At 71.2% G+C, this 25,851-nt stretch carries 24 protein-coding genes; 6 read left to right on the top strand and 18 right to left on the bottom strand.

Going from position 1 to position 25,851, the window contains the following annotated elements:
* Positions 1–292: 292 nt before the first annotated feature.
* The 11 genes from ACZ4WV_RS26625 to uvrA all read right to left on the bottom strand — a co-directional run bounded on the left by ACZ4WV_RS26625 (position 293) and on the right by uvrA (position 13,367).
* Positions 293–580: an RNA polymerase-binding protein RbpA gene (locus ACZ4WV_RS26625; protein ID WP_465750917.1), complete on the bottom strand. Its 288-nt coding sequence runs from the start codon at positions 578–580 to the stop codon at positions 293–295.
* Positions 581–785: 205 nt separating this feature from the next.
* Positions 786–1,022 carry a preprotein translocase subunit SecG gene (secG, locus tag ACZ4WV_RS26620; RefSeq protein ID WP_465750909.1) on the bottom strand — a complete coding sequence of 79 codons (237 nt, stop codon included), beginning with the start codon at positions 1,020–1,022 and terminating at the stop codon, positions 786–788.
* An 87-nt stretch (positions 1,023–1,109) separates the two neighbouring features.
* The gene (gene tpiA / locus ACZ4WV_RS26615; RefSeq protein ID WP_465750907.1) at positions 1,110–1,895 is read right to left on the bottom strand and encodes a triose-phosphate isomerase; all 786 of its coding nucleotides are present in this window, start codon (positions 1,893–1,895) and stop codon (positions 1,110–1,112) included.
* 5 nt (positions 1,896–1,900) lie between these two features.
* The gene (locus ACZ4WV_RS26610) at positions 1,901–3,103 is read right to left on the bottom strand and encodes a phosphoglycerate kinase (protein ID WP_465750905.1); all 1,203 of its coding nucleotides are present in this window, start codon (positions 3,101–3,103) and stop codon (positions 1,901–1,903) included.
* 152 nt (positions 3,104–3,255) lie between these two features.
* A complete protein-coding gene (gap, locus tag ACZ4WV_RS26605; RefSeq protein WP_350747548.1) occupies positions 3,256–4,263 on the bottom strand; it encodes a type I glyceraldehyde-3-phosphate dehydrogenase in 1,008 nt (335 codons plus the stop codon).
* 299 nt (positions 4,264–4,562) lie between these two features.
* Positions 4,563–5,543 carry a DNA-binding protein WhiA gene (whiA, locus tag ACZ4WV_RS26600; RefSeq protein WP_350747551.1) on the bottom strand — a complete coding sequence of 327 codons (981 nt, stop codon included), beginning with the start codon at positions 5,541–5,543 and terminating at the stop codon, positions 4,563–4,565.
* Positions 5,534–6,619: a gluconeogenesis factor YvcK family protein gene (locus ACZ4WV_RS26595; RefSeq protein ID WP_465750915.1), complete on the bottom strand. Its 1,086-nt coding sequence runs from the start codon at positions 6,617–6,619 to the stop codon at positions 5,534–5,536. Before ACZ4WV_RS26595 ends, whiA begins: the two co-directional genes overlap by 10 nt.
* Positions 6,620–6,683: 64 nt before the next feature.
* Complete coding sequence (gene rapZ, locus ACZ4WV_RS26590) at positions 6,684–7,568, bottom strand: RNase adapter RapZ (RefSeq protein WP_270143324.1); 885 nt, start codon at positions 7,566–7,568, stop codon at positions 6,684–6,686.
* A gap of 118 nt (positions 7,569–7,686) precedes the next feature.
* Positions 7,687–9,732, bottom strand: coding sequence for an excinuclease ABC subunit UvrC (gene uvrC / locus ACZ4WV_RS26585; protein ID WP_465750902.1), 2,046 nt, complete (start codon positions 9,730–9,732; stop codon positions 7,687–7,689).
* 156 nt (positions 9,733–9,888) lie between these two features.
* Positions 9,889–10,341, bottom strand: a complete 453-nt coding sequence (locus ACZ4WV_RS26580; RefSeq protein ID WP_465750900.1) for a Rieske (2Fe-2S) protein — start codon at positions 10,339–10,341, stop codon at positions 9,889–9,891.
* Positions 10,342–10,457: 116 nt separating this feature from the next.
* The gene (gene uvrA / locus ACZ4WV_RS26575) at positions 10,458–13,367 is read right to left on the bottom strand and encodes an excinuclease ABC subunit UvrA (protein WP_465750898.1); all 2,910 of its coding nucleotides are present in this window, start codon (positions 13,365–13,367) and stop codon (positions 10,458–10,460) included.
* 267 nt (positions 13,368–13,634) lie between these two features.
* Here uvrA and ACZ4WV_RS26570 point away from each other — a divergent pair, with 267 nt between their 5' ends.
* From ACZ4WV_RS26570 to ACZ4WV_RS26560, 3 genes are all read left to right on the top strand, one after another.
* Entirely contained in the window at positions 13,635–14,369 is a 735-nt protein-coding gene (locus ACZ4WV_RS26570; RefSeq protein WP_465750896.1) for a maleylpyruvate isomerase family mycothiol-dependent enzyme, read from the top strand.
* Positions 14,370–14,417: 48 nt separating this feature from the next.
* Positions 14,418–15,071 carry an MBL fold metallo-hydrolase gene (locus ACZ4WV_RS26565; protein WP_465750894.1) on the top strand — a complete coding sequence of 218 codons (654 nt, stop codon included), beginning with the start codon at positions 14,418–14,420 and terminating at the stop codon, positions 15,069–15,071.
* 627 nt (positions 15,072–15,698) lie between these two features.
* Positions 15,699–16,454, top strand: coding sequence for a GntR family transcriptional regulator (locus ACZ4WV_RS26560; RefSeq protein ID WP_465750892.1), 756 nt, complete (start codon positions 15,699–15,701; stop codon positions 16,452–16,454).
* A gap of 44 nt (positions 16,455–16,498) precedes the next feature.
* Here the strand turns inward: ACZ4WV_RS26560 and ACZ4WV_RS26555 are convergent, their stop codons facing one another.
* The 7 genes from ACZ4WV_RS26555 to zapE form a co-directional block, all read right to left on the bottom strand.
* The gene (locus ACZ4WV_RS26555; RefSeq protein WP_465750890.1) at positions 16,499–16,834 is read right to left on the bottom strand and encodes a transcriptional regulator; all 336 of its coding nucleotides are present in this window, start codon (positions 16,832–16,834) and stop codon (positions 16,499–16,501) included.
* Positions 16,835–16,899: 65 nt separating this feature from the next.
* Complete coding sequence (locus ACZ4WV_RS26550; protein WP_465750889.1) at positions 16,900–17,877, bottom strand: TerC family protein; 978 nt, start codon at positions 17,875–17,877, stop codon at positions 16,900–16,902.
* A 194-nt stretch (positions 17,878–18,071) separates the two neighbouring features.
* Positions 18,072–18,650, bottom strand: a complete 579-nt coding sequence (locus ACZ4WV_RS26545; RefSeq protein WP_465750887.1) for a TerD family protein — start codon at positions 18,648–18,650, stop codon at positions 18,072–18,074.
* 277 nt (positions 18,651–18,927) lie between these two features.
* Positions 18,928–21,024, bottom strand: coding sequence for an excinuclease ABC subunit UvrB (gene uvrB, locus ACZ4WV_RS26540; protein ID WP_465750885.1), 2,097 nt, complete (start codon positions 21,022–21,024; stop codon positions 18,928–18,930).
* 44 nt (positions 21,025–21,068) lie between these two features.
* The gene (locus ACZ4WV_RS26535) at positions 21,069–21,377 is read right to left on the bottom strand and encodes a helix-turn-helix domain-containing protein (protein ID WP_465750883.1); all 309 of its coding nucleotides are present in this window, start codon (positions 21,375–21,377) and stop codon (positions 21,069–21,071) included.
* A complete protein-coding gene (locus tag ACZ4WV_RS26530) occupies positions 21,374–21,724 on the bottom strand; it encodes a type II toxin-antitoxin system RelE/ParE family toxin (protein WP_465750881.1) in 351 nt (116 codons plus the stop codon). Before ACZ4WV_RS26530 ends, ACZ4WV_RS26535 begins: the two co-directional genes overlap by 4 nt.
* Before the next feature lie 90 nt (positions 21,725–21,814).
* Positions 21,815–22,861, bottom strand: a complete 1,047-nt coding sequence (gene zapE, locus ACZ4WV_RS26525; RefSeq protein ID WP_465750913.1) for a cell division protein ZapE — start codon at positions 22,859–22,861, stop codon at positions 21,815–21,817.
* Positions 22,862–22,973: 112 nt separating this feature from the next.
* On the opposite strand from zapE, the gene ACZ4WV_RS26520 reads away from it, so the two are divergent.
* From ACZ4WV_RS26520 to murC, 3 genes are all read left to right on the top strand, one after another.
* Positions 22,974–23,765: a pyrimidine reductase family protein gene (locus tag ACZ4WV_RS26520; protein WP_465750880.1), complete on the top strand. Its 792-nt coding sequence runs from the start codon at positions 22,974–22,976 to the stop codon at positions 23,763–23,765.
* 51 nt (positions 23,766–23,816) lie between these two features.
* The gene (locus ACZ4WV_RS26515; RefSeq protein ID WP_350743251.1) at positions 23,817–24,278 is read left to right on the top strand and encodes an indole-3-glycerol phosphate synthase; all 462 of its coding nucleotides are present in this window, start codon (positions 23,817–23,819) and stop codon (positions 24,276–24,278) included.
* Positions 24,279–24,449: 171 nt separating this feature from the next.
* The gene (gene murC / locus ACZ4WV_RS26510) at positions 24,450–25,838 is read left to right on the top strand and encodes a UDP-N-acetylmuramate--L-alanine ligase (RefSeq protein WP_465750911.1); all 1,389 of its coding nucleotides are present in this window, start codon (positions 24,450–24,452) and stop codon (positions 25,836–25,838) included.
* Positions 25,839–25,851 lie beyond the last annotated feature (13 nt).

Raw genomic sequence — 25,851 nt, 5'->3', positions numbered from 1 at the left:
CGCCCCGCCGGGGAGCGACTCCCGCAGCACCCCCACCCCCCGACCTAGGCGCAACCGCGACGAGCACAAAAAAGGGGGAGACCCCCACCCTACCTCGACGGGGCCCCCCTCCGCTTTTTTGGCGCTCGGCTCGCCTCCGTGGCGCTTCCGGCCCGGTGCCGACGGTCGGCGCTCCGATGCCCCTCGTTCCTCGGGGCCTCCTCGCTTCTCCCTTTCGGCACCGGCGCGCCCCTTCGGCTCGCTCGCGTCCGGCTCGCTCGCGTCCGACTCGCTCGCAGGTCGGGGTTCCGCGTCAGATCTCGCCGCGCAGCTTGGCCAGCGCCTCGGCGAGGATCGCCTCGCCGTCGGCGTCGGTGCGCCGCTCGCGCACGTAGGCGAGGTGGGTCTTGTACGGCTCGTTGCGCGAGGGCGCCGGCGGGTTCTGCTCGTCCTGCCCGGCGGGGAAGCCGCAGCGCGGGCAGTCCCAGGTGTCCGGGATCACGGCGTCGGCGGCGAAGCTGGGCCGGGTCTCGTGCTTGTTGGCACACCAGAAGGAGATCCGGTTGCGCGGGGCGGACTCGCCGCGCTCCGCCTCCCCCATCGGGCCGGCCCCGACCCTGCTGCCACGAATGGCGTTGCCACTTGCCACGGTCTGACTCCCTGCGTGCTGGTGCGCCGACCCGCCGCGGTGCGCGTCGGTGGCGAAAGTCGTCCTAGTGTAAGCAGGAGTTAAGGATCAGCCACCATCGCCTCTGCCCCCGACCGTCCCAGGATAGGCGCTCGGGCGACGGGGCGTCAGGGTTGCGTCAGCTCTTGTACTTGAGGACCAGGCCCAGCACGATGATGCAGGCGAACCAGCCGAGGCCGACCACGATGGTGATGCGGTCCAGGTTGCGCTCGGCCACCGCCGAGCCCCCGCCGGTCGACATCGCGCCACCGCCGAACATGTCCGACAGGCCGCCGCCCTTCCCCTTGTGCAGCAGCACCAGCAGGACCATCAGCAGACTGAAGATGATCAGGGCAATCGAGAACCCGAGAACCACGACGGGACCAACTCTCTCGTATCTTCGGCGAAGGGGCCGGGCCGCGTACGGCGGTCCGGCCCCAAAGCCTACGTTGCTGCAGCGGCGTTAGCCTACTGCCTGCTCACGGTAGCGCACGATCTTGACGAACTCGTCGGCGTCCAGCGAGGCACCGCCGATCAGGCCGCCGTCGATGTCGGGCTTGGCCATCAGGCCGGCCGCGCTCGACGACTTGACCGAACCGCCGTACAACACCCGGACCTTGTCGGCCAGCTCGGCGTCGTACAGCTCGGCGATCCGCCGGCGGATGGCCGCGCAGACCTCCTGGGCGTCCTCCGGGGTGGCCACCTCGCCGGTGCCGATCGCCCAGACCGGCTCGTACGCGACCACGATCGACTCGGCCTGGTCGGCCGGGACGCCCTCCAGGGCGCCGTCCAGCTGGGCCAGGGTGTACTCGACGTGGGTGCCGGCCTTGCGGATGTCCAGCGGCTCGCCGATGCACAGGATCGGGGTGACCCCGGCCCGGTAGGCGGCCTTCACTTTGGCGTTGACGATCTCCTCGTTCTCGCCGTGGTACTGGCGGCGCTCCGAGTGGCCGATCACCACGTAGCTGCACTGGAGCTTGGCCAGCATCGGCCCGGAGACCTCGCCGGTGTAGGCGCCGCCGTCGTGCTGCGAGATGTCCTGCGCGCCGTACTTGATCTTCAGCTTGTCGCCGAAGACCAGGGTCTGCACCGACCGCAGGTCGGTGAACGGCACCAGGACGGCGACCTCGACGGCCTCGTAGTCCTTGTCGGCCAGCGCGAAGGCCAGCTTCTGGGTGTGCTGGATGGCCTCAAGGTGGTTGAGGTTCATCTTCCAGTTGCCCGCCATCAGCGGGAGACGCTCGGTCATGTGTTTCAGTCCTCCAGGGCGGCGAGACCGGGGAGGGTCTTGCCCTCCAGGTACTCGAGGCTCGCGCCGCCGCCGGTCGAGATGTGCCCGAACTTCTTCTCGTCGAAGCCCAGGATGCGGACGGCCGCGGCGGAGTCGCCGCCGCCGACCACGGTGAACGCGCTGCTGTCGACCAGGGCCTGCGCGACGGCCTTGGTGCCGTTGGCGTAGTCCGGGTGCTCGAAGACGCCCATCGGGCCGTTCCAGAACACGGTGCCCGCGTCGGCCAGCTTCGCCGCGTACAGCTCGCGGGTCTTCGGGCCGATGTCCAGGCCCTCCTGGTCGGCCGGGATCGCGTCCGCGGCGACGGTGTCGGGGTTCGCCGGGGTCTTGCCCTTGAGGTCCGGGAACTCGGCGGACACCAGGACGTCCACCGGCAGGACGAACTCGACGCCGCGCTGCTCGGCCTCGGCCAGGTAGCCGAGGACCGTCGGGACCTGGTCCTCCTGCAGCAGCGAGATGCCGACCTCGTGGCCCTTGGCCTTGAGGAAGGTGTACGCCATGCCGCCGCCGATCAGGATCCGGTCGGCCTTCTTCAGCAGGTTGTCGATCACGCCGAGCTTGTCGGACACCTTGGCCCCGCCGAGCACGACGACGTACGGGCGCTTGACGTCCTCGGTGAGCTTCTTCAGCACGCCGACCTCGGTGGCGATCAGGTCGCCGGCCGCGTGCGGCAGCAGCTTCGGCAGGTCGTACACCGAGGCGTGCTTGCGGTGCACGGCGCCGAAGCCGTCGCCGACGTACAGGTCGGCCAGGGCGGCCAACTGCTCGGCGAAGGCCGTGCGCTCGGCGTCGTCCTTGCTGGTCTCACCGGCGTTGAAACGCAGGTTCTCCAGCAGCGCGACCTCGCCGTCGGCCAGCGCGGCGACGGTGGCGGCGGCGCTCTCCCCCACGGTGTCGGTGGCGAAGGCGACGTCCTTGCCGAGGATCTCGCCCAGGCGCTTGGCGGCCGGGGCGAGCGAGTACTGCGGGTCCGGCGCGCCCTTGGGGCGGCCGAGGTGGGAGGCGACGACGACCCTGGCGCCGCGCTCGAGGAGCTTGGCGATGGTCGGCGCGACGGCGCGGATCCGGCCGTCGTCGGTGATCGTCTCGCCGTCCAGGGGAACGTTCAGGTCGGCGCGCACGAAGACGCGCTTGCCGGCGACGTCCAGGTCTTCGATGGTCTTCACTGGTTCTTCGGTCTCCCGGGGAGATGGTTGATGCGCAGAGGCGGCACGGCGCAGGGGCCGCCTGAGGAGTGCATGTACGCGGAGCGAGGGCCCGGCCGGCTGCGTTTCGCCGTCCGGGCCCTCGCCCCTACCTCACGTCAGCTCCCACCGCGTCAGAGCTGCCCACCGACGAGGGTGACCAGGTCGACGACGCGGTTCGAGTAGCCCCACTCGTTGTCGTACCAGCCGAGCACCTTGACCTGGTTGCCCTGGACCATGGTCAGGCTGGAGTCGAAGATGCAGGAGGCCGGGTCGTTGACGATATCCGAGGAGACGATCGGGTCCTCGGTGTAGGCCAGGATGCCCTTGAGCGGGCCCTCCTGCGCGGCCTTCTGGAAAGCGGCGTTGACCTCGTCCTTGGTGACCTCGCGCTCCAGGGTGACGACCAGGTCGGTGATGGAGCCGGTCGGGACCGGGACGCGCAGCGAGGTGCCGTCCAGCTTGCCCTTCAGCTCCGGCAGGACCAGGGCGGTCGCCTTGGCGGCGCCGGTCGAGGTCGGGATGATGTTCTGCGACGCGGCGCGGGCGCGGCGCAGGTCCTTGTGCGGGAAGTCCAGGGTCACCTGGTCGTTGGTGAACGCGTGGACCGTGGTCATCAGGCCCTTGACGATGCCGAAGCTCTCGTTCAGCACCTTGGCCATCGGCGCCACGCAGTTGGTGGTGCACGAGGCGTTGGAGATGACGTGGTGGTTGGCGGCGTCGTACTTGTCGTCGTTGACACCCAGGACGATGGTGACGTCCTCGTCGGTGGCGGGCGCCGAGATGATGACCTTCTTCGCGCCGGCGGTGAGGTGCTTCTTCGCGGCCTCGGCCTTGGTGAAGATGCCGGTGGACTCGACGACGATGTCGGCGCCCAGCTCGGCCCACGGCAGATTGGCGGGGTCACGCTCGGCGGTCACCTTGAAGGTGTGGCCGTCGACGGTGATGCTGTCCTCGGTGTGCGACACCTCGCCCGGGAAGGTGCCCAGGGTGGTGTCGTACTTGAGCAGGTGAGCCAGGGTCTTCGTGTCGGTGAGGTCGTTGACACCGACGATCTCGATGTCCGCGCCCTGGGCCTTGACCGCGCGGAAGAAGTTGCGGCCGATGCGGCCGAAGCCGTTGATGCCTACCCGGATCGTCACGAACCGATCTCCTCGTTAGGTACGCCGGCGCGAGGCCGACGGGGGTGAGATTTGGGAAGTCCCCGACCGCCTACGACCCTACCCCTCCGGACGCGGGGAGGGCACATCGCGCCACCTCGTGAGACTTGGCGTGGCGTGCCGCAAACCCGATTTCAGGCCGTCCCACCCTGGGGCGGCGGGCAGTTGGTCGCCGGGGCAATGGTCTCTACCAATCGGGAGCGCCGGGCCGGTCCGCGAACGCCGGCGGCCGGTGCCCGTCATCCGGGCACCGGCCGCGTCACGCTCACGCAATGTGATCGTCAGTTCATCGCCATCTCGTCGGTCAGGTTGGCCTCGGTGCTCGGCAGGCCCAGCTCGGCTGCGCGCTTGTCGGCCATCGCCAGCAGGCGGCGGATCCGGCCGGCCACCGCGTCCTTGGTCAGCGGCGGGTCGGCGAGCGCACCCAGCTCCTCCAGCGAGGCCTGCTTGTGCTGCATCCGCAGCTGACCGGCCGCGGCCAGGTGCTCCGGCACCTCGTCGCCGAGGATCTCCAGCGCCCGGGCGACCCTGGCACCGGCGGCCACCGCAGCCCGGGCCGAGCGGCGCAGGTTGGCGTCGTCGAAGTTGGCCAGGCGGTTGGCGGTGGCCCGGACCTCGCGCCGCATCCGGCGCTCCTCCCAGGCGAGCACCGACTCGTGCGCCCCCAGGCGGGTCAGCAGCGCGCCGATCGCGTCACCGTCCCGGATCACCACCCGGTCCACGCCGCGCACCTCGCGGGCCTTGGCCGGGATGCCGAGCCGGCGGGCCGCGCCGACCAGGGCGAGCGCCGCCTCGGAGCCGGGGCAGGTGATCTCCAGCGAGGAGGAGCGGCCCGGCTCGGTGAGCGAGCCGTGCGCCAGGAAGGCCCCGCGCCAGGCGGCCTCGGCGTCGCAGGTGGCCCCGGAGACGACCGCCGGGGGCAGGCCGCGGATCGGGCGCCCGCGCCCGTCCACCAGGCCGGTCTGGCGCGCGAGCAGTTCGCCGTCCTTGACGACCCGCACGACGAAGCGGCTGCCGCGCCGCAGACCGCCGGGGGCCATCACCACGAGGTCGGAGGAGTGCCCGAAGATCTCCAGGAGGTCCTTGCGCAGCCGCCGCGCCGCCGACCCGGTGTCCAGCTCCGCCTCGATCACGATGCGGCCGCTCACGATGTGCAGTCCGCCCGCGAACCGCAGGATCGCCGACACCTCAGCCTTGCGACAGCAGGCCCGGGTGACCGGGAGCCGGCTGATCTCGTCCTTCACCGCTGGAGTCATCGCCATGGCCCGATCCTTCCATGTGTCCGGAAAATCCGGTCGTACGCGGCGGCCAACAGCTCCGGGTCGTGTCGCGGGGTGCCGTCGGTGCGGGCCACCGTGCCGAGCACCAGAGCGGCACCCATCCGTTCGGCGGCCTTCTCCAGACCGGCCAGGTCCGCCTGGCCGAAGGCGCCGCCGGTGACGGCGCGCTCGTCCACCAGGATCGCATCCACGGCGAGCTCCGGAGCGTGGTCGGCGATGACCTCCAGGTGACGCTGCGGGGTGAAGCCCTCCGTCTCACCGGGCTGCGGGGCGAGATTGAGGGTGAGCAGCCGGCGCGCGCGGGTCTCGACCAGCGCCTTGGCCAGCTCGGGCACCAGGAGGTGCGGCAGCACGCTGGTGAACCAGGAGCCGGGGCCGAGCACCACCCAGTCCGCCTCGCGGACCGCTGTGACCGCCTCCGGAACGGCCGGCGGCCCGTCCGGCAGCAGCCGGATCGACTGGACGGTGCCGGGCGTGGCGGCCACGTTCGCCTGGCCGCGGACGGCGGTGACCTCGGCGGGGCGCGCCGGGTCGTGGCCGCGCACGCTCGCCTCGATGTCGAGCGGCACCGCCGACATCGGCAGCACCCGGCCCTGGACGTTCAGCAGCCGGCCGACCCAGTCCAGCGCCGCCACCGGGTCGCCGAGCTTCTCCCAGAGCGCCACGATCAGCAGGTTGCCGACCGCGTGCCCGCCCAGCTCGCCGTTGCCGGTGAAGCGCTGCTGGATCACCTCGGACCAGGTGCGGCCCCAGTCGTCGTCCCCGCACAGCGCGGCCAGCGCCTTGCGCAGGTCCCCGGGCGGCAGCACGCCCAGCTCCTCGCGCAGCCGGCCGCTGGAGCCGCCGTCGTCGGCGACGGTGACCACGGCGGTGAGGTCGCTGGTGAGCCGGCGCAGCGCGGACAGCGAGGCCGAGAGGCCCTGGCCGCCGCCGAGCGCGGTGATCCGGGGTGCCGGATTGGCCCGGGCGGGGCTGCTGCGCGGACGGCCCGGCAGCGGGCTGCCCGCCCGTTCGCCGGACCTGCTCTGCGGCTGCCGCCCGGGCACGTATCCCGCCACACTCACCTCGCGTTCCTCAGCCCCGCCACCCGGCTCCGCCGGGGGCCCGGCAGGGAGGCGGCGGTTACTCCCGTCCCATGTCACGGTGGACGAGCACCGTCTCGACTCCGTCGGCGATGAGACGCTTGGTCAGACGCTCGGACATGGCGACGCTCCGGTGCTTGCCACCGGTGCAGCCTACGGCAAGCGTCATGTAGCGCTTCCCCTCGCGGCGGTAGCCCTCGGTAACGATCCGGAGTAGCTCGGCGTAGCCGTTCAGGAACTCGTTGGCACCGGGCTGCTGGAAGACGTAGTCGGCGACGTCCGCGTCGGTGCCGGTGCGGGCCCGCAGCTCCGGCACCCAGTGCGGGTTGGGCAGGAAGCGGCAGTCCACCACGAGGTCGGCGTCGACCGGCAGGCCGTACTTGAAGCCGAAGGACATCACGGTGGCGCGCAGTTCGGGCTCGTCGTGGTCGGCGAACTGGGCGTCCAGCTTGGCGCGCAGCTGGTGCACGTTGAGGTTGGAGGTGTCGATCACCAGGTCGGCCTCGCCGCGCAGGTCGCGCAGCAGGTCCCGCTCCTGGGCGATGCCGTCCACGATCCGGCCGTCGGCTTGCAGCGGGTGCGGGCGGCGCACACTCTCGAAGCGGCGGACCAGCGCCTCGTCGGAGGAGTCCAGGAAGACCACCCGGAGGCGGACGCCGCGCTTCTCCAACTCGTCCAGCGAGGTGAGCAGGTCGTCGAAGAACTGGCGGCCGCGGACGTCCACGACCACGCCGATCCGGGCGACGTTGCCCTGGGAGCGGGCGCCCAGGTCGACCATGGTGGGGATCAGGGCCGGCGGCAGGTTGTCCACCACGAACCAGCCGAGGTCCTCCAGGCACTTCGCGGCGGTGGAGCGGCCGGCTCCGGACATGCCGGAGATGATCACCAGCTCCGGCGCGTTCTCGGCCACGTCTGACACGGTCACTTCGGTTCCCCGCTCTCGGTCTTTCTGCTGGGGAGAACGCGCAGGGCACGGCCGCCCTTCCCCGCCGCGGACAGGCGGGCGGGATCGGGGCGCGCCGGCGGACGGGCGGCGTCGGCCGTCATGGCGTCTCCTGGGATGGTGCGGTCTGGGGTGCTGCGGCCACCGGCTCGGCGACCTGGTCGGCCCCGTCCTCGATGATCTCGCCGGTCGCGGTGTTGACCGCGGGTGCGGCGGGTGTACGGGAGGACAACGCCGCCGCAACAGTCTCCGCGGTGCGGCGTCCGATGCCGGGGACCGCGCAGAGTTCGTCGACGGTGGCGGCCCGGAGCTTCTTCAGCGAGCCGAAGTGCTTGAGCAGCGCCTGGCGGCGAGTCTCGCCGAGGCCCGGGACGGAGTCCAGTTCCCCGGCGGTGAGTCGTTTGGAACGCTTGGTGCGCTGGTAGCCGATCGCGAAGCGGTGGGCCTCGTCGCGGATCCGCTGGAGCAGGTAGAGGCCCTCACTGGAGCGCGGCAGCACCACCGGGTCGTCCTCGCCGGGCAGCCAGACCTCCTCCAGCCGCTTGGCCAGGCCGCAGAGCGCGACGTCGTCGATGCCGAGTTCGTCCAGGGCCCGCTTGGCGGCGGCGACCTGCGGCTGACCGCCGTCGACCACCAGCAGCTGCGGCGGGTAGGCGAAGCGCTTGGGGCGGCCCTCCTCGTCCCGGGCGCCGGCGACCGGCTCGGGGGCGCCGGGCTCGTCCTCCTCGGGGACGGCCCACTCGCCGGTCTGCTCGCGCTCCTGGAGGTAGCGGCGGAAGCGGCGGCCGATCACCTCGTGCATCGAGCGGACGTCGTCCTGGCCCTCGAAGCCCCTGATCTGGAAGCGCCGGTACTCGCTCTTGCGGGCCAGGCCGTCCTCGAAGACGACCATGGAGGCGACCACGTCCTCGCCCTGGAGGTGGGAGATGTCGTAGCACTCGATGCGCAGCGGGACGGAGTCCAGCTCCAGCGCGTCGGCGATCTCCTGGAGGGCGCGGCTGCGGGTGGTGAGGTCGGAGGCGCGCTTGGTCTTGTGCAGTGCCAGCGCGTGCTGGGCGTTGCGCTGCACGGTGGCCATCAGGTCCTTCTTGTCGCCGCGCTGCGGGATGCGCAGGTCGACCTGGCTGCCGCGCAGGCCGCTGAGCCACTCCCTTATCGGGCCCGCGGGTTCGGGCACGGCCGGGACCAGCACCTCGCGCGGGACGGACTCGCCGCCGCCGTAGAGCTGCTGGAGGGCGTGCTCGACCAGGCCGGCAGTGTCCACGTCCTCGACCTTGTCGGTGACCCAGCCGCGCTGGCCGCGCACCCGGCCGCCGCGGACGTGGAAGATCTGCACGGCCGCCTCGAGTTCGTCCTCGGCGAGGGCCAGCAGGTCGGCGTCGGTGGCGTCGGCGAGCACGATGGCGTTCTTCTCCATCGCGCGCTTGAGGGCGCCGATGTCGTCCCGGAGCCGTGCCGCCCGCTCGTACTCCAGGTCGGCGGCGGCCTCCTGCATCTGCTCCTCCAGCCGGCGCAGGTAGTTTCCGGTGCGCCCGGCCATGAAGTCGCAGAAGTCCTCGGCCAGCGCCCGGTGTTCGTCCGCCGTGACCTTGCCGACACAGGGCGCCGCGCACTTGCCGATGTAGCCCAGCAGGCAGGGCCGGCCGACCTGCCGGGCGCGCTTGAACACGCCGTTGGAGCAGGTGCGGACGGGGAAGACGCGCAGCAGCAGGTCGACCGTCTCGCGGATCGCCCAGGCGTGCCCGTACGGGCCGAAGTAGCGCACGCCCTTCTTGTGCGCCCCGCGCATCACCTGGACCCTCGGGAACTCCTCGTTGAGGGTGACGGCGAGTTCCGGATAGCTCTTGTCGTCGCGGTACTTGACGTTGAACCGCGGGTCGAACTCCTTGATCCAGGAGTACTCCAGCTGGAGCGCCTCGACCTCGGTGGCGACGACGGTCCACTCCACCGAGGCGGCGGTGGTGACCATGGTCGCGGTGCGCGGGTGCAGGCCGGCCAGGTCCTGGAAGTAGGACGACAGGCGCGGCCGCAGGCTCTTGGCCTTGCCGACGTAGATGACCCGGCCGTGGGCGTCACGGAACTTGTAGACGCCCGGGGAGGTCGGGATCGCGCCCGGCGCCGGGCGGTAGGTGCTCGGGTCAGCCATGGGTCCACCGTACCGATTGCGGTCGCGGCCGCGGGGACGGGATCGAAGGGGAGGGGATCGGAGCGGACGGGATCGGAGCGGATGGGATCGGAGCGGACGGGATCGGAGCGGACGGGATCGGAGCGGACGGGATCGGAGGGAAGGCGCTCAACTGCGTCAGCTCGGGGTGACCTTGAGGTTCCCGCCGTCGACCGTGACGGTGTAGGCGGGCAGCGGGCTGGGGGCCGGACCGTCCTGCACCGCGCCGTCGGTGATGCCGAACCGGCTGCCGTGGCAGGGGCACTGGATCTGGGCGTTCTTGACCTGGTCCACGATGCAGCCGGCGTGGGTGCACTTGGCGCTGAAGGCCTTGTACTGGCCGGCGGTCGGCTGGGTGATCACGATCTTCTGCTCCCGGAAGACCGTGCCGCCACCCTCCGGGACGGCCGAGGCCGGACCGAGGTCCACCGGGCCCTTGGCGGCGCTGCCGGAGCCCGAGGAGCCGGACGAACCGGAGGAGGAGCCGCAGCCGGTGACGGTCACCGCGCCGCCGGCCGCCAGGACGGCGGCGGCCCCGCAGAGCAGGGTGCGGCGGGAGGTGGCGGGGCTGGTCTCGGGGGCCTCGGACATCGGTGCGCTCCTGGCGGGTTCGGCTGTGGGACGGGCCCCGGCTGGTGGGCCGACGGAAGTCTATGCGGCACGCGCCCCGCCGCTCCCAGCGTGGGAGCGGCGGGGCGCGGTGCGGACTACTTCTTGGCGGCGGCCCGCTTGCGCGGCGCCTTCTTGGCGGGAGCGGCGACCGGGGCGTCCGCGAAGTCGCCCGGCAGGATGTCCCGCAGGAACTTGCCGGTGTGGCTCTCCGCGACGGCCGCGATCTGCTCCGGGGTGCCCTCGGCGACCACCGTGCCGCCGCCGGAGCCGCCCTCGGGGCCCATGTCGACGACCCAGTCGGCGGTCTTGATCACATCGAGGTTGTGCTCGATGACGATCACCGTGTTCCCCTTGTCGACCAGCCCGCTGAGCACCTTGATCAGCTTGCTGATGTCCTCGAAGTGCAGACCGGTGGTGGGCTCGTCCAGCACGTAGACCGTCCGCCCGGTGGAGCGCTTCTGCAGCTCCGAGGCGAGCTTGACGCGCTGCGCCTCGCCGCCGGAGAGCGTCGGCGCGGACTGGCCGAGCCGGACGTAGCCGAGGCCGACGTCGTTGAGCGTCCTGAGGTGGCGGGCGATCGCCGGGACGGCCTCGAAGAAGGACAGCGCCTCCTCGATCGGCATGTCCAGCACCTCGGCGATGGACTTGCCCTTGTAGTGCACCTCCAGCGTCTCCCGGTTGTACCGGGCGCCGTGGCAGACCTCGCACGGCACGTAGACGTCCGGCAGGAAGTTCATCTCGATCTTGATGGTGCCGTCGCCGGTGCAGTTCTCGCAGCGGCCGCCCTTGACGTTGAAGGAGAACCGGCCGGGCAGGTAGCCGCGGACCTTGGCCTCCTGCGTCTCCGCGAAGAGCCGGCGGACGTGGTCGAACACCCCGGTGTAGGTCGCCGGGTTGGACCGCGGGGTGCGGCCGATCGGCGACTGGTCGACGTGGACCACCTTGTCCACCAGGTCGGTGCCGGTGATCCGGGTGTGCCGGCCGGGCACGCTGCGGGCGCCGTTCAGCTCCCGGGCGAGGTGGGTGTAGAGGATGTCGTTGACCAGCGTCGACTTGCCGGAGCCGGAGACGCCGGTGATCGCGGTCAGGGTGCCGAGCGGGAAGCCGACCGTGACGTCCTTGAGGTTGTGCTCGCGGGCGCCGTGGACGGTCAACTGGCGCTTCCTGTCCCGGTCGCGCCGGGCGGCCGGGATCGGGATGGACCGCTTGCCGGAGAGGTACTGGCCGGTCAGTGACTCCTTGTTGCCGAGCAGCTGCTTCAGCGAACCGGAGTGCACCACCTTGCCGCCGTGCTCGCCGGCGCCCGGGCCGATGTCCACCACCCAGTCCGCGGTCTTGATGGTGTCCTCGTCGTGCTCGACCACGATCAGGGTGTTGCCGATGTCCCGCAGCCGCACCAGCGTCTCGATCAGCCGGTGGTTGTCCCGCTGGTGCAGGCCGATGGACGGCTCGTCCAGCACGTACAGCACGCCGACCAGGCCGGAGCCGATCTGGGTGGCCAGCCGGATGCGCTGGGCCTCGCCGCCGGACAGGGTGCCGGCCGCGCGGTCCAGGGAGAGGTAGTCCAGGCCGACGTCGACCAGGAAGCGCAGCCGCTCGTTGACCTCCTTGAGGACCCGCTCGGCGATCTGCTTGTCCCGGTCGTTGAGCCGCATCGCGCCCAGGAACTCGGCGCAGTCGCTGATCGACATCGAGGAGACGTCGGCGATCGACCTGCCCTCGACGGTGACCGCGAGCACCACCGGCTTGAGTCGGGTGCCCTGGCACGTCGGGCAGGGCACCTCGCGCATGTAGCCCTCGAAGCGCTCGCGGCTGCTGTCGCTCTCCGCCTCGGTGTGCCGGCGCTGGATGAACGGCACCGCGCCCTCGAAGCCGGTGCTGTACGAGCGCTCGCGGCCGAAGCGGTTGCGGTAGCGGACCTGCACCTGGTGCTTGTGGCCGTACAGCAGCGCCTTCTTGGCGCGGGCGGGCAGCCCGGCCCAGGGGATGTCGGTGCGGAAGCCGAGCTCCTCGGCGAGCGCGTCGATCAGGCGCTGGAAGTACTCCTTGGCGTGCCCGGCCGACCAGGGGTGGATCGCGCCCTCGTCCAGCGAGCGCTCCGGGTCCGGCACGACCAGTTCCGCGTCGACCTCCATCCGGTTGCCCAGGCCCGAGCAGTCCGGGCAGGCGCCGAACGGCGAGTTGAAGGAGAAGGAGCGCGGCTCCAGCTCCTCGAACGACACGTCGTCGTACGGGCAGTAGAGGTGCTCGGAGTACATCCGCTCGCGCTCCGGGTCGCCCTCCGGGAGGTCGACGAAGTCGAGCACGACCATCCCGCCGGACAGCCGCAGGGCCGTCTCCACCGAGTCGGTGAGCCGCCGCTTGGCGCTCTCCTTGACGGTCAGGCGGTCGATGACCACCTCGACGGTGTGCTTCTCCTGCTTCTTCAGCTTCGGCGGCTCGGCGAGCTGGACCGTCTCGCCGTCCACCCGGGCGCGGGAGTAGCCCTTGGACTGGAGGTCGGCGAAGAGGTCGACGAACTCACCCTTGCGCTCGCGCACCACGGGGCTGAGCACCTGGAACCGGGTGCCCTCGGCGAGCTCCAGCACCTTGTCCACGATCGCCTGCGGCGACTGCTTGGCGATCGGGCGGCCGCAGTGCGGACAGTGCGGCTTGCCGATCCGGGCGAACAGCAGGCGCAGGTAGTCGTAGACCTCCGTGATGGTGCCGACGGTCGACCGGGGGTTGCGGTTGGTGGACTTCTGGTCGATCGAGACGGCCGGGGAGAGGCCTTCGATGAAGTCGACGTCGGGCTTGTCCATCTGCCCGAGGAACTGGCGGGCGTAGGACGACAGCGACTCGACGTAGCGGCGCTGGCCCTCGGCGAAGATCGTGTCGAAGGCGAGCGAGGACTTGCCGGAGCCGGAGAGGCCCGTGAAGACGATGAGGGAGTCGCGGGGCAGGTCGAGCGAGACGTTCTTGAGGTTGTGCTCGCGAGCACCGCGGACGATGAGGCGGTCGGCCACTGCTTCTGGCGCCTTTCTCCGGGGCGAGAGGGCTTGCGGTGTGAGGTGTTCTTCTTCCAGGATGCGGCAGCCAGCCTATAGCTCAGACGTTCGAATATCGACTTCGTCCAGTGGAGACCACCCGAACGAGTGAGAGCGTCACCCGGACCGTCCGCACCCGGACCGAAAAAGGCCCTGCTCAGAGCGCGGGTTCGGCGGTAGCGTCGCCTGGTCAACGAGCGGAGCCCGCTCCGGGCAACGCGCCGCCCCGCACAGAAGGCAGATTCGATGACCGACCCGCACTCCGCCGCCGCTCGAGCCGCCGAGCACCTCGGCCTGGTCCAGGACGGCACCCGGCGCCTGCTGGACACCGTCTCGGGCGTGAAGCCGGACGCCGTCACCGAGCCCTCCGCGCTCCCCGGCTGGACCCGCGGCCACGTGCTGGCCCACCTCGCCCGCAACGCCGACTCCCTGGTCAACCTGCTGACCGGCGTCCGCACCGGCACCGACATCCCCCAGTACCCCAGCGAGGAGGCCCGCGACCAGGGCATCGAGGACGGCGCCGGTCGCCCGCTGGACGCCCAGCTCGCCGACCTGCGCGAGTCCCACGAGCGCTTCGCCGCGGCCGCCGCCCTGATGACCGCCGAGGACTGGGCCGCCGAGGTGCGGCACCGCTCCGGCGCGGTCTTCCCGGCCTGCGAGCTCCCCTGGAAGCGCCTCTGCGAACTCGAGTACCACCTGGTCGACCTCGACGCCGGCTACACCCCGGCCGACTGGCCGCAGGAGTTCGCCGTCACCGAGTTCCACAAGCTCGCCCTCCGACTGGACGGCACCGGTCTGCCCGCCGCCGAGCTGATCGCCGAGGACACCGGCGACCGCGGCCTGATCGGCACCGGCGAGCCCGCCCTGACCGTCCAGGGGACCGTCCGCGCCCTGCTCGCCTGGCTCTCCGGCCGCTCCGACGGCGCGGACCTGCGCCGCACCCCCGACGCCGCGCTCCCCCAGCTTCCCCCGCTCGGCTGACGGCGGGACGATGATCCTGACCCCTGCAATCGATCGAGGAGCGGACGCATGACGTACCACGGAGCGGTCAAGGTCGGCGGGCCGCCGGACGTGCGGGAGCTGGCCCACCTGATCATCACCAAGGTGGCCGTCGGCCCGTACGACAACAACGCCTACCTGCTGCGCTGCCGGGCCACCGACGAGCAGCTGCTGATCGACGCGGCCGCCGACGCCCCGGTGCTGCTGGAGACCGTCGGGGACGACCTGGAGACGGTGGTCACCACCCACCGGCACCACGACCACTGGGGCGCACTGGCCGAGGTGGTCGCCACCACCGGCGCCCGCACCGCCGCCGGCGAGTACGACGCCGAGGGCATCGACGTCCCCACCGAACTGCTCCTCGCGGACGGCGCCAAGCTGCGGGTCGGCGAGGTCGAGCTGACCGTCCGCCACCTCGTCGGCCACACCCCGGGCGCGATCGCGCTCATCTACGACGACCCCCAGGGCCACCCCCACGTCTTCACCGGCGACTGCCTCTTCCCGGGCGGCGTCGGCAACACCTGGGGCGACCCGGAGGCCTTCAGGACCCTCTTCCGGGACGTCAACGAGAAGCTCTTCGACGCCCTCCCCGACGAAGCCTGGGTCTACCCCGGCCACGGCAACGACACCACCCTCGGCACCGAACGCCCCCACCTCGAGGAGTGGCGCGAACGCGGCTGGTGAGGACGCCCGGGTCGGTCGGCTCCAGCCGGAGCCGACCGGCCCGGATCACGGCTTCCATCCTGAGAGATGCCGAGCGCACGCACACGACGGCTCCATGCAAAGGCACACCAGGGCAACGGCTCCGGACACCTCCCGGATTCCGCCGGGACAGGCCCAATGGGCCTTGAGCTGGCACTCGGCGCTGACGTACCGTCCGGCCCTGCCCACGTCGAAGCGGATCACGAGGCCGGTCGGCAGGTCCGGCCTGCGGGCGGCAGCCGTCACGACCAGGCACCCATGTCGATCATGTTGAAGTCCTCCAGTTCGACCCAGACGACGACCTCACCCGTGGCGTCGGTGGAACCCCACTCGCAGCCGGACCGGAGAATGTCGAGCACCTCTCTCCACTGCGTGGACGACGTATCGGCCGGCGCGGTCGTCGAAAGCCGCACCCGACCCGCTTTTCCCTTGGTGATTCGCACGGGAGCCCCAGCAGCCTGACCGAGAGACGCCCTGAACAGACTCGTACGCATGCTGATCTGCACCGACGTTCCCCTTATCGGCACGGTGGAGTCGTATCGATAGAGTAGCCGCATGAGCGTTACGGTGTCAGCCGCAACGCACCATTCGGAGCGAGGAGGCCGAGGCGTGAGCGACACACCCTCTTACCTGCACGTAGCGGACGCCCTGCGCGGCCACATCACCTCCCGGCGACTTCAGCCAGGCGATCGAATGCCGTCCATCAGCGAACTCCAGCGCGAGCACAAGGTCTCGACCGGCGTGGTCCAGCGGGCCTACGCCGTACTGATCGATGAGGGGCTCGTCCTCGCGCGTCCCGGCGCCGGCTACTACGTCAAGTCCCAGGAGCCGCCAGCCGTTTTGGTGCGGCGCCAGCGCGTGGCCCCAGGCGACGGCTCCCCTACCGAGGCCGCCCTCGCCCGGCAGGGCGTGGTCGGCACCTGGCGGCACGAATCGCAGCCTCGTGCCGCCGATGCGCGGATCGCAGCCCGTCTGGAGATCCAGCCGGGCGATCCGGTCATGCACACCAGCTACGTCTACCTGGCCGACGGCGAGCCCGCTCAGCTTGCCGAGAGCTGGGAGCCCATGGCCGTCACCGGCGGCAGCCTGATCGTCCTGCCGGAGGCCGGGCCCCACGCCGGGATGGGCGTCGCTGACCGGATGGCGCTCATCGGCATCGAGGTCGGCATGCCGGTCGAACGGGTCTCGGCTCGTCAAGCCAGCCGTTCCGAGGCCCAGGCACTCGGCGTCGCACCCGCCGTGCCGGTGATGGCGATCGAGCGCACCTACTACGATCAGGCCACCAGCCGCCCGGTCGAGACTGCCGACATCGTGCTGCTCGGCTCACGCTGGGTCACGGAGTACGGTCGACGCCCGCAGAACTGAGCCCGCCGCCAGATCGCGATCCGGCGGCGGGGCCTCGAACTCGCTCAGGCCTGGGCGGCAGTTGCAAGCTCGTCGAACGCCGACTCCCAGACGCTGCGGACCGCCGGACCTACCAGAGTCCGCAGGGCCGGCCACTGCTCCACCAGCAGGCGCGAGTTCAGGTAGCGGATGAGGTCATCCCGCATGCCTTCGGCGAGGACGATCCGGTACAAACCCATCCGCAGCCGGGGCCGGTCGAGGTCGAAGGCTCGCAGTCCCGACCAACCCAGGTGCAGCGGCAGCTCCACCGTGCCGCCCTCCGGCCCGGTCAGCGCGTCCAACGACGCTGGTAGGCGTTCGGCGAGTTGCGCGACCCTGCTGTCCGCAGGGGCGCCGCTCATGCGCCGATCATCTCCCGCCGCCGGATCGCGATCCGGCGGCGGGGCCTCGAACTGCTCGGTTCCGGTCAGGCGGCGAGCTTCTCGGGCTCGGCCTGCTCCTGCTGCTTCTTTGAGGCGATCAGGCTGGTCACCGTGGTCACCGCCAGCACCACCACGATGAAGCCGAGCGAGAGCGGGATGCCGATCTCCGGGACGTGGGCGCCGGCTTCATGCGCCGCGTGCAGGACCAGCTTGACGCCGATGAAGCCGAGGATCAGGGACAGGCCGTAGCTCAGGTGGACCAGCTTCTTCAGCAGGCCGCCGATCAGGAAGTAGAGCTGGCGCAGGCCCATCAGGGCGAAGGCGTTGGCGGTGAAGACGATGTACGGGTCCTGGGTGAGGCCGAAGATGGCCGGGATCGAGTCCAGGGCGAACAGGACGTCCGTCGTGCCGATCGCCAGCATGACGATCAGCATCGGGGTGATCAGCCGGCGGCCGTTCTCCCGGATGAACAGCTTGGTGCCGTGGTAGGTGTCGGTCGACGGGAAGCGCCGGGTGATCGACTTCAGCAGTCGGTTCTCCTCGAACTCGTCGTCCTCCTCCTCGGCCCGGGCCTCCTTGATCAGCTTCCAGGCCGTCCAGATCAGGAAGGCTCCGAAGATGAAGAACACCCAGGAGAACTGCGCGACCAGCGCCGCGCCGCCGGCGATGAACACCGCCCGGAGCACCAGCGCGATGATCACGCCGAACATCAGCACGCGCTGCTGGTAGACCCTGGGCACCGCGAACTTGCCCATGATCAGGATGAACACGAAGAGGTTGTCGACGCTGAGCGACTTCTCGGTGATGTAGCCGGCGAAGAACTCGCCCGCCGGCTGTCCGCCGGCGTGCCACCAGAGGAACCCGCCGAAGACCGCGGCCAGCACGACCCAGACGGCCGTCCAGATCCCGGCCTCCTTGACCGAGACCTCGTGCGGCTTGCGGCCCCCGATGAAGAAGTCGGCCGCGATCAGTGCGATCAGCACACCGATCGTGGTGACCCACATGGTTACGGAAACGTCCATGACTGCTCCTCCGGCAGCTAGGCGAGACGGTCATCGTCACTGCCGGAGGTCTCTTCCGCCCGCTGGGCCAGCGCCCCGGGGTGCCGCGACGGGCACCCGTGATGACGGGGTCGGCTGTCGAGGAATACTCCCCTCCGCTGCCATCGAGAGTAACAGGGGAGGCAAGGAAAGGTAAAGAAGGTAAAGGGCCTCTCCTAGAGGAACGGCTCGATCGCCGGCAGCAGGTCCTGGAAGGTCCGCCCCTTGGCCGGGGCCCCGATCGCCTGCATCTCCCAGCCGCCGTTGCCGTCCCGGACCACCTTCGCCATGATCTGCCCGGTGTGCGGCCCGCCGCCCGCCAGCTCGTACCGGGCCAGCTCCACCCCGGTGGTCTCGTCCAGCAGCCGGCAGTGCGCCCGGCTCACCTCGGCGAAGGTCTGCCCGGTGTACGAGCTGACCGTGAACACCACCTGGGTGATGTGCGCCGGCACGTGCATCAGGTCGACCAGGATCGCCTCGTCGTCCTCGGCGCCGGAGCCGCCCTCCAGGTTGTCCCCGGTGTGCCGCACCGAACCGTCGGTCGACTCCAGGTGCTGGAAGAACACCACGTCAGACGGGGTCCGCTCGGCGTACAGCAGCGCCGAGGCGTCCAGGTCGATCTTCCTGGTCCGGGCGCCGAACAGGCCCCGCTTCGGGGCGGCCTGCCAGCCGAGCCCCATCCGGACCACGGTCAGGCTGTCGCCCGCGCCCTTCTGGAGACTGACCCGCTGCCCCTTGGCAAGATTCACCGACACGACGTTGTCCTCTCTGCCGACCGCGCGGTCAGATCCGCGCGGCTCCCCGGTGGAACACCCCGTCGCCGTCCCCCGGCTGAGGCCCCCTCTGCAAGACGGCCCGCCACCCCGTCCCGGAGGCGCGATGCCGCAGGCCAGCCTAGGCCCTGCGGCACCCCCGACTCCTCCGAGTTACCCGATTTGTGGCAAGGATGAGACACCGCCGGGCGGTTGCCCCCCGCGCCGGGGGGAAGAGCGGCGACCCGACCGGCGCGACCCGGCCCGACCGGGGCGCCGATCACGCCACACCGGCCTCGCGCATCTGCCGCAGCTCCTTCTTCAGCTCCTTGACCTCGTCGCGCAGCCGCGCCGCCACCTCGAACTGGAGGTCGGCGGCGGCCGTGTGCATCCGGTCGGTCATCTCCTGGATCAGCTCCGCCAGCTCAGCGGCCGGCAGCGACTTGGCGGGCTTGCGGTCCGAGCCGAGCATCGGCACCGGGGCCTTGCCGGCCTTCTGGCCCGCGCCGCGGTAGCCGGTGGAGAGCAGCTGGTCGGTGTCCACGTCCTCGCGGGCGAGGGTGTCCAGGATGTCGCCGATCTTCTTGCGCAGCGGCTGCGGGTCGATCCCGTGCTTCTTGTTGTAGGCCTGCTGCACGGCCCGGCGGCGGTTGGTCTCCTCGATCGCCTTCTCCATGGAGGGGGTGATCCGGTCCGCGTACATGTGCACCTGGCCGGACACGTTGCGGGCGGCGCGGCCGATCGTCTGGATGAGCGACGTGCCGGAGCGCAGGAAGCCCTCCTTGTCGGCGTCCAGGATCGCCACCAGGGACACCTCGGGCAGGTCCAGGCCCTCGCGCAGCAGGTTGATGCCGACCAGCACGTCGTACCGGCCCGCGCGCAGCTCGCGCAGCAGCTCGACGCGGCGCAGGGTGTCCACGTCGCTGTGCAGGTACCGGACCCGGATGTCCAGGCCGAGCATGTAGTCGGTGAGGTCCTCGGCCATCTTCTTGGTCAGCGTCGTGACCAGGACGCGCTCGTCCCGCTCGACCCGCTTGCGGACCTCGTGCACCAGGTCGTCGATCTGGCCCTCGGTCGGCTTGACGACCACCTCGGGGTCGATCAGGCCGGTCGGACGGATGATCTGCTCGACCTGGCCGTCCCCGCGGGACAACTCGTACGGGCCGGGCGTCGCCGACAGGTAGACCGTCTGGCCGATCCGCCCCAGGAACTCCTCCCACTTCAGCGGGCGGTTGTCCATCGCGGACGGCAGCCGGAACCCGTGCTCGACGAGGGTGCGCTTGCGCGAGGCGTCGCCCTCGTACATCGCGCCGATCTGCGGGACGGTGACGTGCGACTCGTCGATGACCAGGAGGAAGTCCTCCGGGAAGTAGTCCAGCAGGGTGTTCGGCGGGGAGCCGGGCTCGCGGCCGTCGAAGTGCATCGAGTAGTTCTCGACGCCGGAGCAGGTGCCGATCTGGCGCAGCATCTCGATGTCGTAGGTGGTGCGCATCCGCAGCCGCTGGGCCTCCAGCAGCTTGCCCTGCTTCTCCAGCTTGGCGAGCGTCTGCTCCAGCTCCTGCTCGATGCCGGTGATCGCCCGCTCCATGCGCTCGGGGCCGGCCACGTAGTGCGAGGCGGGGAAGACGTAGATCTGCTCGTCCTGGCTGATGATCTCGCCGGTGAGCGGGTGGAGGGTGTAGAGCGCCTCGATCTCGTCGCCGAACATCTCGATCCGGACGGCGAGCTCCTCGTAGACCGGGAAGATCTCGATGGTGTCGCCGCGGACCCGGAAGGTGCCCCGGGTGAAGGCCACGTCGTTGCGCGCGTACTGGATGTCCACGAAGCGGCGCAGCAGCACGTCGCGGTCGATCTCCTGGCCGACCTTGAGCGGGACCATCCGGTCCACGTACTCCTGCGGCGTGCCGAGGCCGTAGATGCAGGAGACGGAGGCGACCACGATCACGTCGCGGCGGGTGAGCAGCGAGTTCGTCGCCGAGTGCCGCAGCCGCTCGACCTCCTCGTTGATCGAGGAGTCCTTCTCGATGTAGGTGTCCGTCTGCGGGACGTACGCCTCGGGCTGGTAGTAGTCGTAGTACGAGACGAAGTACTCGACCGCGTTGTTGGGCAGCAGTTCGCGGAACTCGTTCGCCAGCTGCGCGGCCAGCGTCTTGTTCGGCGCCATCACCAGGGTGGGGCGCTGCAGCTTCTCGATCATCCAGGCCGTGGTGGCCGACTTGCCGGTGCCGGTGGCACCGAGCAGCACGACGTCCTTCTCCCCTCCCCTGATGCGCCGCTCCAGCTCGGCGATCGCCGCCGGCTGGTCACCGTTCGGCTGGAAGGGGCTGACGACCTCGAAAGGCGCCACGGACCGCTCAATACTCGTGATGGGACGCACGCATCCACCGTACGACCCACCACCGACAAGCGGTGCCGCTCGGGTCAGGCCGCGTGCGCCTCGAACCTTATGGTCGGCTCCTGGGCGGGGTCGATGCGCACCACGGAGTCGAAGGCCGCGGCGAGCCGCTCGATCAACGGCAGGGTCGGGTCGACCCCGCTCTCCTCGATGCTCTCGACGGTCTCCTCATCCATGCCGGCGCGCGCCGCGAGTTCAGCCGGCGTCCACCCGAGCGCGGAGCGGCGGGCGTACACGGCCTCGGCCAGTGCCATCCGGCGCCCGGCCGCACGGTACTCCTCGCTCTCGCGGTGCTCCGACGGCACGACCCAACGGGTGTGGTAGCCGCTGCTCATCGCTGCTCCTCGTCCCTGTCGTAGAGCTGGTGATCGCCGGCCGGCCCGTGCTCGGCCTCGCAGACCTTCTGGGCTCGGTGAGCCCGCTCGACCTCGTCGGTCTCGCGGTTCCTAGTCTTGCGGAAGACCGTCAGCAGCACAGCCCGCCGCCCGGGGGCGAGCCAGTAGGTGATCCGCATCGGTCCGATCCGCAGCTCTCGCACCGGCCCGCCGAGGTGGCTGGCCAGCGGGAAGGGCAGCAGCTCGCCGTCCTCGGCGAGGCGGTCGGCGGCCCGCTCGGCCGCCCGGTACTCGGCGGACGAGCAGCCACGGAGCCATTCCCGGACCTCCGGCTCGATCTCGATCACGTACTTCGCGCCCGGGCTCCGCCACCGGCCATGTGCCCCTCCTTCTGCCCCGCAAGCAGGCAACGAGCGGCCGGGGCGAAGGTTTCGGACTCAGCTCTTCGCGCTGTCCCGGGCCAGGGCGACCAGACGGGAGATGGCGCGCAGGTACTTCTTGCGGTAGCCGCCGCGCAGCATGTCCTCGGGGAAGACCTGGTCGAAGGGCAGGCCGGAGGCGGTGATGGGGAGCTCGCGGTCGTACATCCGGTCGGCCAGGACGACCAGGCGCAGCGCGGTGGACTGGTCGTCGACCTGGCGCACGCCGCGCAGGCAGACGGCGGTGACGTCGTCCAGCAGCGCGCCGTAGCGGCTGGGGTGGACGGCGGAGAGGTGGGCCAGCAGGGTGTCGAAGTCGTCGAGCGAGGCGCCGGGGGTGCGGGTGGCGACGGCCTCGACGGTCTCGTCGGGGTACGGCGGCGGGGCGTCCGGCAGGCCGCGGTGGCGGTAGTCCTGGCCGTCGATCCGCATCGGGCGGAAGTGCGCGGACAGGCCCTGGATCTCGCGCAGGAAGTCGGCGGCGGCGAAGCGGCCCTCGCCGAGCTTCTCCGGCAGGGTGTTCGAGGTCGCGCACAGCTTGACGCCGTTGTCGACCAGGCGGCCGAGGAGGGTGGAGACCAGCACGGTGTCGCCCGGGTCGTCCAGCTCGAACTCGTCGATGCAGAGCAGCTTGTGCCCGGAGAGGGTCTGGACGGCCTGCTGGAAGCCGAGCGCGCCGACCAGGTTGGTCAGTTCGACGAAGGTGCCGAAGGCCTTGGGCCCGGGGGCGGAGTGCCAGAGCGAGGCGAGCAGGTGGGTCTTGCCGACGCCGTAGCCGCCGTCGAGGTAGACCCCGGCCGGGCCGGTGGGCGCGGGGGCGGAGCGGCGGAACCAGCTGCGCTTGGGCGCGGAACCGTTTCCTCCCGCGAGGGTGCCGGCGAACTGTTCCAGGACCTGCACGGCCTCGTACTGGCTGGGCTGGGTCGGGTCCGGGATGTACGTGCCGAAGCTCACGTCGGCGAACCGGGGCGGCGGGACCATCTCGGCGACCAGCCGCTCCGCGGGCACGACGGGGCGGCGTTCGGTGAGTGCGATCGGGTCGCCGGCGGGGCTCGCGGCGGCTATGGACTCGGTCGCGGTGGCGGGGTGGGAGGCTGCGGGCACATCAGTAGAGGGTACGCCTGGTCCCCGCGGCCTTCGCACCGCCTCCGGGCGGCCCCGGTGGAACACTGAGGACATGCAACAGTTGATCAGCCCGCTGGGTGAGCCGGTCGCCGATCCGGCCGCGCTGGAATCGCTCGCCGCCGTCTACGCGTACCCCGACCAGGTGAATCGGGGCCGCCCGTGGCTGCGCGCCAACATGGTGGCCGGACTGGACGGCGCGGCGCGGCTCGACGGCCAGTCCGAGGGCCTGTCCGGCGACGGTGACAAGCGGATCTTCGGGGTGCTGCGCGCCCTGGCGGACGTGGTGCTGGTGGGCGCCGAGACGGTCCGTGTGGAGGGCTACCGGCCGGCCCGGGCCCGGAAGGAGTTCGCGGCGGCCCGGGCGGCGGCGGGGCAGGCCCCGGCGCCGGCGATCGCCATCGTCAGCCGCTCGCTGGACTTCGACCTGGGCGCGCCGCTGTTCACGGAGCCGATGGTCCCCACGGTGGTGATCACCGTGGAGGACGCCGCCGAGGAGCGCCGTCGGGCGGTCGCCGAGGTGGCCGACCTGGTGGTGGCCGGGCGGACGTCGGTGGACATGCGGGCGGCCGTGGCGGCCCTGGCGCAGCGGGGCTGGACGCGCTTGCTGACCGAGGGCGGCCCGCGGCTGCTCGGGCAGCTGGCGGCGGCGGACGTGGTGGACGAGCTGTGCCTGTCGCTGGCCCCGCTGCTCACGGGCGGCGACGCGCCGCGCATCCTCCGCGATGCGCAAATGCCTGACGTGCAACGGATGCGGCTGGTCTCATTGATCGAGCAGAAAGGATTCCTCTTCACCCGCTACCTGCGTCACCTGGGCTCGGACGACCCCGTGACCCCCCGATCGTGATCCCGTTATGCGATGCCGGGGCCCGGGGGCCGGCCACTGGAAGGGACTCACGTGTTCAAGACGGTACTGATGATCGAAAAGGCTCTCTCGGACGCGGACGTGGAGCTCGTCACGACGCTCCACGGCGACGAGAAGGTGTCCTTCGTCGTCCTGATGCAGCCGCGCGGCAAGCAGGACGAACTGCTCCGGGCGCTGGACGACGTCGCCCTCGGCCACCTCGACAAGGTGGTGCGCGAGCACGACGAGTCCGAGAGCGCCCCCACCGTGGCCGGTGAATCGCTCGAGCACAGCCTGCGCCACCTGCGCCGGGCCGGGGCCGAGGCGGTCGGTGAACTGGTCGCGGACAAGCCGCTGGAGCGGCTGCGCGCGGTGGTCGAGGAGCACCGGGCGGACGAGGTGGTGGTGCTCACCTCCCCGCACTTCGTGGAGGAGTTCTTCCACCGCGACTGGGCCTCCCAGGCCCGGCACAAGGTGGGGGTCCCGGTGCTGAGGCTGTTCGCCAGCGACTCCTAGCTCCGCGCGCCCGTGGTGCAGAATCGTCCTTGCGGTCCCGCCCGCGGGGACGGTTCGCACGTTCCCGCGCACCGCGGACCCACCTGCCCGCCATCCCCTCCCCGCCCGCCGCCGGGCGCGAGGGGCCCATCGCCCGTACGGAGCCACGCCTTGAACGACGCCGCGCACGACCTGCACGCCCCGCACTTCATCGGCATCGGCGGCGCCGGGATGTCCGGCCTGGCGAAGATCCTCGCAGTGCGCGGCGCCAGCGTCTCCGGCAGCGACTCCAAGGAGTCCGAGACCGTCCTCGCGCTGCGCGCCCTCGGCGCGACGGTGCACGTCGGCCACGCCGCCGAGCACGTGCCGGACGGCACCAGCAGCGTGGTCGTCTCCAGCGCCATCCGCGCCGACAACCCCGAGCTGGCCGCCGCCCACGAGCGCGGCATCCCGGTGGTGCACCGCTCCGACGCGCTGGCCGCGCTGATGGGCGGCCGCCGGGCGCTGGCGGTGGCCGGCACCCACGGCAAGACCACCACCACCAGCATGCTCGCCGTCGCCCTCGGCGAACTGGGTCTGGACCCGTCCTACGCGATCGGCGGCGACCTCGACGCGCCCGGCTCCAACGCCCACCACGGCGACGGCGAGATCTTCGTCGCCGAGGCCGACGAGAGCGACCGCAGCTTCCACAAGTACGCGCCCGAGGTGGCGATCGTGCTCAACGTGGAACTGGACCACCACGCCAACTACGCCTCGATCGAGGAGATCTACGAGTCCTTCGAGGCCTTCGTCGCCCGGATCACCCCCGGCGGCACCCTGGTGGTCTCGGCCGACCACGACGGCGCCCGCGAGCTGACCTCCCGGGTGGCCGGGCGCGAGGGGCTCACCGTGGTGACCGTCGGTTCGGCCGAGGACGCCGACCTGCGCGTCCTGTCCGTGGTCGCCCGCGGCATGACCAGCGAGGTCACCGTCCTGCTGGACGGCTCCGAGCTGACCTTCACCGTCTCCGTCCCCGGCCGGCACTACGCCCACAACGCCGTTGCCGCGCTGGCCGCCGGTGTCGCGCTGGGCGTGCCCGCCGCCGACCTGGCCAAGGCGATCGGCGCCTACACCGGCGTGCGCCGCCGGCTGCAGCTCAAGGGCGAGGCGGCCGGCGTGCAGGTGATCGACTCCTACGCCCACCACCCGACCGAGATGACCGCCGACCTGGAGGCGATCCGCGAGGGCCTGGACGGCGCCGGCCGCGTCCTGGTGGTGTTCCAGCCGCACCTGTTCAGCCGGACCCAGCAGCTCGCCGAGGAGATGGGCCAGGCTCTGGCGCTGGCCGACGCCTCGGTGGTGCTGGACATCTACCCGGCCCGCGAGGACCCGATCCCGGGCATCACCAGCGAGCTGATCATCGACGCCGCCCGCCGGGCCGGCGCCGACGTCACCGCCGAGCACGACTTCGCGGCCGCCCCCGCCCTGCTGGCCGGCCTGGCCCGCCCGGGGGACCTCCTGCTCACCATGGGCGCGGGCGACGTCACCAACCTGGGGCCAGAAATTCTCAAGCACCTCGCGAACGTTGCCTCCAACGTCTGATCCGAGCCGAGCG

It is taken from the genome of Kitasatospora sp. NPDC029312 (assembly GCF_055569215.1).
Note: the sequence above shows the minus strand (reverse complement) of the source record. Positions and strands in the feature narration are given on the sequence as shown.

Bases quoted from the DNA above. Each gene is read 5' to 3' on its own strand.
- ACZ4WV_RS26625 (WP_465750917.1), bottom strand. From the start codon at position 580: ATGGGGGAGGCGGAGCGCGGCGAGTCCGCCCCGCGCAACCGGATCTCC.
- ACZ4WV_RS26565 (WP_465750894.1), top strand. From the start codon at position 14,418: ATGACGTACCACGGAGCGGTCAAGGTCGGCGGGCCGCCGGACGTGCGG.
- ACZ4WV_RS26550 (WP_465750889.1), bottom strand. From the start codon at position 17,877: ATGGACGTTTCCGTAACCATGTGGGTCACCACGATCGGTGTGCTGATC.
- ACZ4WV_RS26570 (WP_465750896.1), top strand. From the start codon at position 13,635: ATGACCGACCCGCACTCCGCCGCCGCTCGAGCCGCCGAGCACCTCGGC.
- whiA (WP_350747551.1), bottom strand. From the start codon at position 5,543: ATGGCGATGACTCCAGCGGTGAAGGACGAGATCAGCCGGCTCCCGGTC.
- ACZ4WV_RS26580 (WP_465750900.1), bottom strand. From the start codon at position 10,341: ATGTCCGAGGCCCCCGAGACCAGCCCCGCCACCTCCCGCCGCACCCTG.
- ACZ4WV_RS26535 (WP_465750883.1), bottom strand. From the start codon at position 21,377: ATGAGCAGCGGCTACCACACCCGTTGGGTCGTGCCGTCGGAGCACCGC.
- ACZ4WV_RS26520 (WP_465750880.1), top strand. From the start codon at position 22,974: ATGCAACAGTTGATCAGCCCGCTGGGTGAGCCGGTCGCCGATCCGGCC.
- ACZ4WV_RS26555 (WP_465750890.1), bottom strand. From the start codon at position 16,834: ATGAGCGGCGCCCCTGCGGACAGCAGGGTCGCGCAACTCGCCGAACGC.
- uvrC (WP_465750902.1), bottom strand. From the start codon at position 9,732: ATGGCTGACCCGAGCACCTACCGCCCGGCGCCGGGCGCGATCCCGACC.
- tpiA (WP_465750907.1), bottom strand. From the start codon at position 1,895: ATGACCGAGCGTCTCCCGCTGATGGCGGGCAACTGGAAGATGAACCTC.